The organism is Pseudoalteromonas sp. R3 (genome assembly GCF_004014715.1).
Classification (GTDB): domain Bacteria; phylum Pseudomonadota; class Gammaproteobacteria; order Enterobacterales; family Alteromonadaceae; genus Pseudoalteromonas.
Genome location: NZ_CP034835.1, coordinates 4028211 through 4039520, shown reverse-complemented (window position 1 = coordinate 4039520; position 11310 = coordinate 4028211). Strand labels below are relative to the sequence as shown.

Here is an 11310-nt window from a genome sequence, read left to right as displayed (position 1 = left end):
AGGAAAAACTGGATAAAGTCAGGCGGACAAGGCCCGCCATACAAACCACAAGTTAAAAACGTCAGGCGCGCTTTATGGCAGCCAGATACGCTGTAGCTCTTGCCAGTGACTGCTGAAGTTTGCTGCGGGTTTAGCTTTGAAATCACTGCGTACAAACTGGTTCATTTTACCTTCCACATAAGCCAGGAAAAAGTTCGCCAGAGCGGCTTCATCGCTTGCAAAGGTTTTGCCTTCGCGTAATTTGCGCTCCCGCAGTACTTGCTTGAACTGTGTCTCAAGCTTTTCAAACAAACCCTGTACACGCTCTCGCAATCGTTCCTGTTCACCCTGCAGCGCATCGCCAGTAAGAATACGGGTTATGCCCGGGTTTTTCTCGGAAAAGGTGAGTAACAGCATCAGGATGTTGTATATACGGCTTTGCGTTTCTTTCTCATTTTCCAGGATCAAATTAATGCGAGACAGTAGGGTATCCTCAATAAACTCGATCAGCCCTTCAAACATGCGGGCCTTGCTGGGGAAATGACGATATAACGCAGCCTCAGAAACACCGACTTCCGTCGCCAACTTGGCGGTGGTGATACGCTGCCCGGGACTGGTTTCAAGCATCTGCGCAAGGGATTGAAGTATTTGCTCTTTGCGATTACTGCGTTTAGTCGCTGGCATGAGATTTCCTTTATGATTATCGTTATTTTAGTAGGAGCGGGCCCTTGAAAAGACAGTCGTTTTGCACACCTGAACGACCGTACAATGGGCCCTGTACTCAATTATCTGGCCATGTTAATGCTTTATTCAGCTTCTTTCCAGTCTTTTAACATGAACTTAATTAAGTTTACCCGCAATTGCTTTAACGACAGTAAGCGCTAACTCTGACTTGCTTGCCAGCGGTAAAGATTGTTGCTCCTTGTCCCAGAACAGGGTAAGTGCATTGTCATTGGCATTAAAACCGATCCCAGCCTGGCTCACATCATTGGCACAGATCATATCTAAGCCTTTGTTTTTCAATTTGCCTTGTGCATATTGTGCAACATCCTGAGTTTCAGCTGCAAAGCCTACGGTATAGGGACGCTGTGCGGTCAGCGCGGCTACATCGGCGATAATATCGGGATTTTTCACCAGCGTCAGCGTCATCTCGTCGCCCTGCTTTTTGATTTTTTGTTCAGCAATATCGGCGGCACGATAGTCTGCAACCGCGGCGCAGCCAATAAAGACATCTGAGCCCGGCGCCAATGTCATTGCGGCTTGATGCATATCTAATGCACTGCTTACTGAGTGGACGTTACAACCCTGAGGGGGAGTGAGCGTGACCGGACCTGAGATGAGGTTGACTTTGGCACCCAGTGCCAGTGCTGCTTCGGCCAACGCATAGCCCATTTTACCTGAGCTGTGGTTGCTGATGTAACGGACCGGATCGAGTGCTTCACGTGTGGGCCCGGCGGTGATGGTGACTGTTTTACCAGCCAGCAGCGGCGCTTCGGGGTGAGTGCATCGAGTGCCAGGGAGACGAGTTCGTTGGGCTCTAGCATGCGGCCCTTTCCTACATCACCACAGGCCTGTTCGCCCTGACCTGGCCCCCATACTGCAACGCCTCTGTTTGCCAGTGTGGCGAGGTTACTTTGGGTTGCAAGATGTGCGTACATTTGCTGATTCATAGCCGGTGCAATGGCAACTTTAGCGGGGGTTGCCAGCAATAAGGTGGTTAACAGGTCATCGGCGATACCGCTGGCCATCTTGGCGATGATATTGCTGCTAGCCGGGGCAACTAATACCAGATCAGCCCATTTGGCCAATTCAATATGACCCATAGCCGCTTCCGCTGCCGGGTCGAGCAATGAATCTGCAACAGGCTCGCCGGATACAGCCTGCATAGTCAGCGGGGTAATAAACTGTTTGGCTGACTCCGTCATAACGACTCTGACTTCACATGCCTGATCTTTTAACCGCCGTACCAGTTCGGCACATTTATAGGCGGCTATTCCGCCGCTGATCCCCAGAAGAATACGCTTGTGTGTTTGGCTCATGCTCGGCCCCTGCAAATTGAAACTAGCGCTAAGATAGCATAGCCCGCCTGTGGTTTTGAATTATTCTGCCGTCCGTCTACACTCAGATCATCACAGTGACGTGATGGCAGGCAATTTACACCCTCTGTTTTGCAAATTGACGGGTTAACAAGGAGGAATTATGCAACTGATGGCAATACCGAAAGCGCAGCGACCAAGAGAGCGTTTATTAAAGTGTGGTGCGGGATCACTGAGTGATGCCGAATTGCTGGCTATATTTTTACGCACGGGCGTGGCTGGCATGAATGCGATTGAGTTGGCTCAGTCTTTGATCGAACAAAGTGGCTCGTTACACAACCTGATGAACGTAACATTGGGTGAGTTCTGTGAATATAAAGGAGTAGGTGAAGCCAAGTATGTACAGCTACAGGCCGTGCTTGAGCTAAGTCGACGCTACTTGCTGGAGGAAGTAGTACGTGATGCGCAGTTTGGCTCGCCTCAGGCGGTCAGTGACTACCTAAAAATTCAGCTCAAGGGGTTGCATCATGAAGTCTTTATGGCGCTGTTTTTAGATAATCAGAATCGCCTGATCCGCGATGAAATTTTATTTTCAGGGACCATCAATGCCGCCAGTGTCTATCCCAGAGAAGTGGTCAAAGCTGCGCTCAAATATAATGCGGCAGCTTTAATCTTCGCACATAATCATCCATCAGGTGTTGCTGAACCCAGCGAAGCAGACAGGTTGATCACTAATAAGCTGCAGCGCGCGTTGGCTCTGGTTGACATTCAGGTACTGGATCACATGATAGTGGCGGGCAGTTGCTGCCTTTCATTTGCGCAAAGAGGGCTGTTATAGAGCCTGATTTTGCCCTATCTGACTGGTTTCACCCCGCTTTCCTAGCATAAATTAAAAATAGTTTAATTTAAATGCAGTTTTTACTTTCCTAAGCGGCTATGGATCATTATAATTGGCCGCTATCAAATTTACCCATGAGCTGATTAGGATATCATCAGATCCTTGAACTCTGCCTGTAAATACTGTATAAAGAGCGCCCTTTGATTTTACCCAGGGCAAACAGTTTGAAGGCCTAAGGGGAAATTAAGCTCGAGCGAAGTTATTGGAGATATATAGACATGTCTAAAGTCTGTCAAGTTACAGGTAAGCGCCCGGTTGTTGGTAACAACCGTTCACACGCGCGCAACGCAACTAAGCGTCGTTTCCTACCTAACCTGCAAACACACCGTTTCTGGGTTGAAAGCGAAAAGCGCTTTGTTACTCTACGCACTACTACTAAAGGTATGCGTATCATCGATAAAAAAGGCATCGACGCGGTATTAACTGATATCCGTGCTCGCGGCGAAAAAGTATAAGGAGCTTAAATCATGCGTGATAAGATCCGTCTAGTTTCTACTGCTGGTACTGGTTATTTCTACACTACCGACAAGAACAAGCGTAACATGCCTGAAAAAATGGAGATCAAAAAGTACGATCCTAAAGTACGTAAGCATGTGATCTTCAAAGAAGCGAAAATCAAGTAATTCGCTTTCAGATTCGAAAAACCCGGCTCCGGCCGGGTTTTTTATTGCCTGTATTTCGTCACTCTACCTACTTTTCTTACTCATACTGACCTGTTTAGAACTCTCACCTCTTTGAGCCCTACCTGTTTAGTTGGACAGTTATTGCCTGTCAGGCAATCCCTTAGGCTATCTCCGATCGAATTCAAAAAGGAGATGGTAATGAAATATACACTGAAAACTCGGGAGAAAGGGGAAATCCAAATCGTCGAGGCGAATGCTGCACTGGGCCTGGATGCGTTGACACGAAAAGATGTACTGGAATTGGTGAAAGCACATGGGGCGGTTTTGTTCCGTGGTTTTGATACCAATCTGGATGCATTTTCAGCCTTGGTTTCCCGCGCCAGCGACAAAGTGACACTGGACCCTGCACGTAAGCACTTTTCTGATAATGCACAGCTGGTCGATGCCGGTACCGATCCGGTCGGACTGCACTTAGAAAATGGTAATGCACCAAACTTGCCGGATCTCGCCTGGTTTTACTGTAAAAAAGCGGCGAAACGAGGCTCTCAGACAACCTATTGCGATGGCTATAGCGTGCTGGATGACTTGGATCCTGCCTACAACCAAGACTTTACTGAGCGACAAATCAAGTATGCACGTCACTTACCTGAAGCATTATGGAAAAAGTATACGCTCAATGAAGTGGATGGCCTGGAGCGTATCGAGCAAGTGACCTTTGAGCACTTACAACAACTGGCTGCACATAATCCGGGTCAGACTTTTACCTTGCTTGAAGAGGGAGTGGTGTACTCAGAGTTGGTTGTGCCCGCAATTCGCCAGTCTAAGTTCAGTCAGGTTAAAGGGTTTGCCAACAGTTTACTGGGTCCTTCCTATAACTACGAACCACCTAAGATCACCTTTGGGGACGATCAGAAAATTGATGAGGCTGTCTGGCAGCACATTAATGAGGTCACTGAAGCGCATACCAAAAACATTGACTGGCAGGATCATGATGTCGTGGTGCTAGATAACACCCGAGTGATGCATGGTCGTCGCGAAATTATCGACACCGATCGCGAATTATTCAACGCGCTCAGTTATGTGGCATAGGAGTGGACATGAAACAGGCTAAATTAACCGAGATCGTCGGACAATTTCTTCAAAATACAGAGGCGCAGCAGGTTGTTGTTAAGCAGTGTGGCAGTGCACAACAGCTGACGATGCAGGATTTTCGTCATGCACTGGCACAGCTTAACACCAGACTAACCGCACAAGTAGCAGACATCGATCAGCATCTTGTCGCGATAGCGATAGATCCGAGTGCGAACTGGATTCTGCTGGATACCCACTGCATTGTGAGCAAAACAATCAGTGTTCCCATTCCAACTGAGTTCAGTGACGAGCAAATTGCGCATTTGCTTGAGCCGGTTGGCTACTGCTTTGTGGATGATTTTCAGGTGGCAAAACGGATCATGGCCGCAGCCCCTCAGGTTGGCGTGATCTTCTCTGATGGCACCCTAATCAAAGCCACTGAAAAAGCACCTAATGCGGAGTTGCTTTCCCGGCTACAACAGCAGGATGTGATTAAAATCATTCATACCTCAGGTACAACGTCAGCGCCAAAAGGCGTGTTGATCCGTGATGCCGGACTGGGTGGTCTGATAGAGACGCTGGCGCAGGTATATCAACATCTGGGTCCCTGGCATTACTATTCTATGGTGCCGTTTTCGCTGCTGATTGAGCAGGTACTGGCCATTTATCTGCCCTTTAGCAGTGGTGGTTCCTGCACTTTACTACCGAGGGGGATCCGGCCTTTCAGTACGCAAAGCGGTATGGCGGGTGAATATCTGGAAAGTGTCCGTTATGCCAACTGCAATGTCCTTTACCTGCCTCCTAAGCTACTTGAGGAGACACTCAGCATATTACAGCGTGGTGAAATGAGTGTGGCGGATATCTTCGGCTCTAATCAGGTACACGTTGTTACTGGTGGGGCAAAAGTGTCGGCACAACTGCTGATTGACCTGCAAGCGTATGGACTGGAGGTTGATGAAGGCTACGGGCTGAGCGAAAACTCATCGGTGGTGGCGATTAATACTGGTGTCGGAAAAAAAACTGGGCAGTGTTGGCAAGCTATTACCCGGACTTGAAGCGCGGATTGAAGAAGGTGAACTGCTTATCAAGAGTCCCAGCCTGTGCGCAGGCTACCTTAATCGCGATATCAGTGCATGCGAGTTCAACGACGAAGGGTTTTTGCATACCGGTGACCTGGCTCATTTTGATGAACAGGGCTACCTCTATATCGAAGGTCGGATCAAGAATGTCATCATTTTGTCCAGTGGCCGTAATGTCAGCCCGGAGTGGGTCGAGGCGACCTACAAAGAGCTGGATGATGTGGCTGATGTGGTGGTGTTCGGTGAAGCACAGGAAAGCATTTCAGGTGTGGTGTTTACTAACCAAGAAATGGACGAAGCACAGATCCAGACTGCGCTGGCACAGGTGGCCTCGAGACTGCCGACATATTGTCAGATCCAGCAAGTGCGGGTGCAACATCTGAGTGAGTCACTCAGACGCCGCTACTTTACCGTAACCGGGCGTCCGATGCGGGACAAGATAGCCCAGGATTTCTTTGCTGATATCGCAGCATAAAGGAGCAAATGATGACAGTAAAAACAACAAGCCGGACGCTGCAAAGCGCCTCTGGCGCTACTTTGACATTTGATGACGGTAGTACAGCAATAGACTTGCGCAGTGGCGGTTTTGGTCATGGACAGCGCGAGATTGTCGCGGCGGTTAAGGCCCAGGTCGAGGCCATGCCATTGTCAAACCGAGTAATGATCACCCCAGTACTGGCAAGTCTGGTGGATAAAATTGCACAGCTGATGCCAGGCGAGCTGTCTGTCAGCTATATCTGTAACTCCGGAGAAGAGTCTTTTGATGGGGCACTGAAGCTGGCCCGCGGTGCAAACCCGGATCGCGATCAGGTGGTGGTGGTATCCGGGAGCCATTTAGGTTGTCTGAGCTATGGCCAGTATTTCTCACAATCAGGCGTGTCTTTGGATTATCTGCCATTGCGTCCTGTCTTTGTCGAAGCCAATGACAGTAAGGCGTTAGCCAGCGCTATTACCGCGCAAACGCTTGCTGTGGTTTATGAACCTGTATTGACGCAACAGCAGTTGTTGCCGCTGAGCGAAGAATTCCTGATGACCATGCGCACCCTGTCCAAGAGTACAGGTGCCACCATGATTGCCTATGAAGTGAATACGGGCATGGGTCGTTGTGGTCGCAATTTCGCGACTGAACTGACTTCAGTGGTCCCTGATGTGATGGTCATTGGTGGTGCCCTGAACGCAGGGTGTGTGCCAGTGGGGGATATGTCACACACAAGGCACTGAATGATTTGGTCTACGGCAAGCAAAACCCATCACTGCATGGCAGCACCACTGGCGGAAACCCGGCCAGTTGTGTGGCGGCATTACAGGCACTACTTGCGTTGGAGTCGCAGGGGATTGCGAACAGACAAACTCAGATTGGTGCGCAATTGGTGAGCAGCATAGACGGACAGGCAAGCTGCAAGCAGGCGGGGAGTCTGGTGTATGTGACGCTGAAAAACGCCGCACAAGCGGATGCCATGAAGCAAGCGCTCAGTGAAGCCGGGTTACTGGTTGCTACACGGGGGCAAGAACTACATCTGACTCCGCCTTTGATGATCAGTGACAGTGAACTAGCACAGGCCTGCGCCACATTAAGTAAAATCATCAAGCAAGTTAACGTCAAGGAGGCAGCATAATGGATCTGCAACAAACAGTAGAGACTTTAGATCAACACTGGAACCCGACAGCTGCAAGCCTGTACCGAGTGAGCCGTCGTACTATGGAACAAACCGCACACAATACAGTGATCCGCGATCATCTTGGTAATGAGTTCCTCGACTTTGCCTGTAGCTACGGTGTATTCATCGTCGGTCACACCCAGCCTGAAATCCAGGCTGCGGTGACGGCGCAACTGGAGCAAGTATCAATTGGTGCTGTTGGGGTTGAAGACCTGCAAACACAACGTTTGTCAGAGCGTCTGGCAGAGATGCTGCCGGGCGACCTGAATCGTAGCTATTATTGTAATTCAGGTGCTGAGGCCAGTGAATTGTCTATGCGTGCGGTGATCACGGCTCACCCGAGCAGCGACCGGATCGTGGTAGCCCGTAACAGTTACCATGGTAAAACTCTGGGGGCGCTGAATATTCTTGGTCAGCGTGGTCATCGATTGCCATTTGGTAAGCTGGCAGATAACGTCGTGTATGTGGATTTTGGTGACATTGCACAAATGCGTGAAGCCATTGCACAAGAGGCCGCAGCCGTTTTCATCGAGCCTATACTTGGCGGGCCTTACCTGCAGGTGCCTCAGCTGGGTTATCTGAAACAAGTGGAAAGCCTGTGTCGGGAGTATGGTACTTACCTGGTTGCGGATGAGATCCAGACTGCGTTTGGCCGTTGCGGCAAAATGTTTGGGATTGACTATGATCAGGTGGAGCCGGATATCGTGATCCTGTCTAAAGGTCTGACCGGTGGACATGCGGCGATTGCTGTTGCGGTTTTCTCCGAGCGCCTGGACAAGCGACTGCGCAATGACATCCAAGTGGATGAGGCTTTCTTCGCGACTGCCGGGGGTCACCCTTATAGCAGCAGCGCCGCTCTGGCAGCGCTGGATTTTATCGAGCAGAAGCAATTGGTGGCGCGTGCGCAAAAGCAAGGTGAGTATCTGCTTAGCGAAATGCGCCGGGTGGCGGCTAAATATCCAGAGCTGGTATTAGATGTGCCCGGAGTTGGCCTGATGACCGGGTTAAAGTGTGCCAGTCCGGCAGTTGAAACGGCGATTACTATGATGATGGGACGTCACAACATTCATCTGGGTCACTCCATGAATGAAAAGGCAACGCATCCGGTACTGCGATTTTATCCGCCACTGACAGTGTCTCATGATGAGATCACGCGTTGTATCACAGCGTTGGAAGGGGTGCTTGCGACCTTAGGTAAGCGTCCAAAACTATTCCTGAAGCTGATGAATGCGCTGATCAAACGTCAGTTCACTATGCCCAGAAAGTGGTTATATAAAATTACCGGTGTCAAAGCGGCGTAACCAAAAAATAAAAAGACTGGCGCGAGGCCAGTCTTTTGGGCTTGGGACCACATTGGAGATGGAAGTTCACCCGCGATGACGCGGACGCACCCAATTAGTTGATCGGATAGTTAGGGAATGGATTTTGGTAACTGATATCCGGGCGTTGCTCAGTGAAAATGGAACGCACTTTTAGTAAATCAATCTTCCACTCACCCGGCTTAGTGGCAATCACGCCTAAGGTGTTATTGCTGACGAACAGCTGCGGCCCTAGCAGAGGTTCAAACGGCAACTCAACATCCGTGGACTGTACAATTTCCTGATGAACCAGCACATTAAAGTTTAACTCCATTCTGCCAGTACCCGGGCGGTTACCCTCTTCATAATGGCTAATATAGAAAGAAGTGGGCGAAAAAGACGCATTTTGTCTCAGCTGTGCCAGACCTTCTGTTGCGATCTGTATGGTGGAATCAATCCCGGTGGACAGACTGCCATTGAGATCCAGCTCAATCGCCGGGCTGACAATGTCATTAAAGCAGGCTTTGACTTCATCAACCCGGACATAATCCTCCTTAAAGTTAGAGGCTTCCGGAATGCACAGGAAAAAACGTCGTACTATCTGGCTGCCCTCAAAATATGCATGTTGTTTATTAAGGCTGCGTAAAAAGGTTTTATTTCTGAGAATGCGCTTAATGTTAAATGGCGGCGCATCTTGTTCTTGCTGGTAAGCCATCTCATGGTCCTGCCAGTCATCATCCTGCGCCATTGCGTTGGTTGTACCAAAAGTCAGTGCGGTGGTTGCTACCAGAGTCAGAAATTTATTCATTGTCTTTGTTCCTTAGTGTGGAAGTTGAGTTCGTTATTGTTGGTTGTCAACGTGGTGTTGACTTGCTTACCAGTCTGACCCGGAACTTTATTTCAGACTATTTCAGGGTATTTCTTTGCTTATCGCTCCATTTCACGGTGTACCTGAAACAGCGTGTTGGGTTGTGAAATATATTTCATGGCGATTGTTGATTTTAATGGGAGACACCAAAGCGGCAGACAGCAACAACAATATTGCCGCGGGCTTAATAAACCAACATCAACGGAGATAATCATGAAAACAGTTAAGCAAACCCAAGTACTGGTCGGGAATAAGTTCACTAACTTTGCACAAAACCCGGGCGTTACCACTTATGAACAAGCACGCACTATGCTGGAAACAAATGATGAGCAACTCTCGACCACCCAGTTTGTATTAGGTCAGGGAATTTGTGCGGATGCTTACCAGGCGCTACTTAATTTGGCAGAGGAAAAAGGCATGGCAGCAGCGTTTGCAACTCCTTCCTTTAATAAGCTGAATAAACAGGAAACCCATAAGCATCAAAAACGCAACGGTATGTTAGGGGAACCGCAACAAATTGAAGACAATTTATACCGTCTGCCTATTTATATCGACGATGCCTGCGATGAAATGGGTGACCATGTCACCGGGCACCATATTCAGGGCATGGTGCTGACAGAGTCTGCACGTCAGGCGTTTTTGGCTATTACCGAACGCTATTTCCTGGCCGATGCTGAAAAAAGTTACTTCGTGATTAACTCGCTGGATAGTGAGTATCTGAGCTTTGCGTTTCCACTGCCTCTGGAGCTGGAATATCGCATTTTGAGCTTCACCGACAAAGGACGCGGCACTTTGTGCTTCGATGTAGAGATGACCTTATCGCAGAACGGCCAGGATTGTGCCCGTGTGAAGACCAAGTTCAGTACCTACCCGGAGAAATTCCTGTCTCGCAAAGAAGGCAGCATGGCCAAGCAGGCGGTGGAGCACCTGCAAACGGCATTGGCAGAGCAAGGAGCGGTCTGTGATGTGGCAGCCTAACGTCATCGCGCAGAGACCCTGCGCGTTCTTTGACGTCGATAACACGCTTATCGACCTGAAAAGTATGTTTTCATTCGCCGATTTTTTACAGGACAACGCGCTTTTGGTTCCGGCTGAACGTTTCGGAGCCTGGCGCGAGCGCTTGGAGCGCTTATTTGCAGCACAGCGTCCACGCAGTGAAATCAATCGCTTTTACTACACCTTATTTGAGGGGGTTGCAGTCAGTGCGTTTGCTGAGGCAGCACAACTGTGGTTTACCACGTTACCCAAGCCTGATGCCTACATTAAGCCGGCTCCGCTGGCTGCACTGAAGGCATTACAGCAAGCCGGGTATAACACCATTTTGGTCTCCGGATCCGGGTATCACCTGCTGGCACCTTTTGCGGCATTGTGGCAGGTCAGTGATGTGTTGTGTGCGCCTCAACAGCAAAAAGATGGACGCTATACAGGCGAGCTGGATGACCTGCCGAGCATAGGTCAGGGGAAGGCACATTTTATCGCGCAGTTTTTATGTCAGCACCAGATCTCTGCCGATGCTTGCCTGGCTTTTGGTGATGACCTCAGTGACTTCCCTATGTTAGGTGCTGTTAATAAAGGGTTTTTGGTGGATCCGCTGGCGCCAACTCTGATTGCAAATCAGGACGTCGGGTATGAAGTATTCACCACGATTTCTGATCAGAACTGTACGTTCAGGCAGTACGTCTGCCACTAATTTTAATCAACAATAAACGCAACTGGATAACCACAGCAGGATAACCAGAAAGAAGCACCGTACAGCGGGAGGCGCTTTCTGGCATCCAGGTAATGTAATTGAACACAATT

General features: G+C 49.3%; 13 protein-coding genes and 1 pseudogene. 11 read left to right on the top strand and 3 right to left on the bottom strand.

Annotated features, from left to right (window positions below):
- Window positions 1-72: 72 nt before the first annotated feature.
- Together slmA and coaBC are read right to left on the bottom strand one after the other, a co-directional pair.
- Window positions 73-663 carry a nucleoid occlusion factor SlmA gene (gene slmA, locus ELR70_RS22805; RefSeq protein ID WP_054014846.1) on the bottom strand — a complete coding sequence of 197 codons (591 nt, stop codon included), beginning with the start codon at window positions 661-663 and terminating at the stop codon, window positions 73-75.
- A gap of 156 nt (window positions 664-819) precedes the next feature.
- A pseudogene (gene coaBC, locus ELR70_RS22800) lies at window positions 820-2018 on the bottom strand (bifunctional phosphopantothenoylcysteine decarboxylase/phosphopantothenate--cysteine ligase CoaBC).
- 160 nt (window positions 2019-2178) lie between these two features.
- Between coaBC and radC the strand changes: the two are divergent.
- The 9 genes from radC (at window position 2179) to ELR70_RS22755 (ending at window position 8645) form a co-directional block, all read left to right on the top strand.
- On the top strand, window positions 2179-2853 hold the full coding sequence (gene radC, locus ELR70_RS22795; RefSeq protein WP_054014844.1) for a DNA repair protein RadC: 675 nt from the start codon (window positions 2179-2181) through the stop codon (window positions 2851-2853).
- A gap of 278 nt (window positions 2854-3131) precedes the next feature.
- Window positions 3132-3368, top strand: a complete 237-nt coding sequence (gene rpmB, locus ELR70_RS22790) for a 50S ribosomal protein L28 (protein WP_010383680.1) — start codon at window positions 3132-3134, stop codon at window positions 3366-3368.
- Window positions 3369-3380: 12 nt separating this feature from the next.
- Window positions 3381-3536: a 50S ribosomal protein L33 gene (gene rpmG, locus ELR70_RS22785; RefSeq protein ID WP_005493124.1), complete on the top strand. Its 156-nt coding sequence runs from the start codon at window positions 3381-3383 to the stop codon at window positions 3534-3536.
- A gap of 198 nt (window positions 3537-3734) precedes the next feature.
- Window positions 3735-4625: a TauD/TfdA family dioxygenase gene (locus ELR70_RS22780; RefSeq protein WP_054014843.1), complete on the top strand. Its 891-nt coding sequence runs from the start codon at window positions 3735-3737 to the stop codon at window positions 4623-4625.
- 8 nt (window positions 4626-4633) lie between these two features.
- Complete coding sequence (locus ELR70_RS22775; RefSeq protein WP_128064733.1) at window positions 4634-5662, top strand: AMP-binding protein; 1029 nt, start codon at window positions 4634-4636, stop codon at window positions 5660-5662.
- Window positions 5613-6161 (top strand): AMP-binding protein, encoded by a 549-nt coding sequence (locus tag ELR70_RS22770; RefSeq protein ID WP_164881464.1) that lies wholly within the window; start codon window positions 5613-5615, stop codon window positions 6159-6161. Before ELR70_RS22775 ends, ELR70_RS22770 begins: the two co-directional genes overlap by 50 nt.
- Before the next feature lie 8 nt (window positions 6162-6169).
- Window positions 6170-6907 (top strand): aminotransferase class III-fold pyridoxal phosphate-dependent enzyme, encoded by a 738-nt coding sequence (locus ELR70_RS22765; protein WP_128064731.1) that lies wholly within the window; start codon window positions 6170-6172, stop codon window positions 6905-6907.
- The gene (locus ELR70_RS22760) at window positions 6868-7302 is read left to right on the top strand and encodes an aminotransferase class III-fold pyridoxal phosphate-dependent enzyme (RefSeq protein WP_128064730.1); all 435 of its coding nucleotides are present in this window, start codon (window positions 6868-6870) and stop codon (window positions 7300-7302) included. Before ELR70_RS22765 ends, ELR70_RS22760 begins: the two co-directional genes overlap by 40 nt.
- Window positions 7302-8645, top strand: coding sequence for an aminotransferase class III-fold pyridoxal phosphate-dependent enzyme (locus ELR70_RS22755; protein WP_054014840.1), 1344 nt, complete (start codon window positions 7302-7304; stop codon window positions 8643-8645). Before ELR70_RS22760 ends, ELR70_RS22755 begins: the two co-directional genes overlap by 1 nt.
- Window positions 8646-8739: 94 nt before the next feature.
- Here ELR70_RS22755 and ELR70_RS22750 read toward each other — a convergent pair whose 3' ends face one another.
- Window positions 8740-9450, bottom strand: coding sequence for a hypothetical protein (locus tag ELR70_RS22750; RefSeq protein ID WP_054014839.1), 711 nt, complete (start codon window positions 9448-9450; stop codon window positions 8740-8742).
- A 273-nt stretch (window positions 9451-9723) separates the two neighbouring features.
- Here ELR70_RS22750 and ELR70_RS22745 point away from each other — a divergent pair, with 273 nt between their 5' ends.
- Both ELR70_RS22745 and ELR70_RS22740 read left to right on the top strand, forming a co-directional pair.
- On the top strand, window positions 9724-10488 hold the full coding sequence (locus ELR70_RS22745; RefSeq protein ID WP_054014838.1) for an AfsA-related hotdog domain-containing protein: 765 nt from the start codon (window positions 9724-9726) through the stop codon (window positions 10486-10488).
- On the top strand, window positions 10475-11200 hold the full coding sequence (locus ELR70_RS22740; RefSeq protein WP_054014837.1) for an HAD-IB family hydrolase: 726 nt from the start codon (window positions 10475-10477) through the stop codon (window positions 11198-11200). The genes ELR70_RS22745 and ELR70_RS22740 overlap by 14 nt, the downstream gene beginning before the upstream one ends.
- Window positions 11201-11310 lie beyond the last annotated feature (110 nt).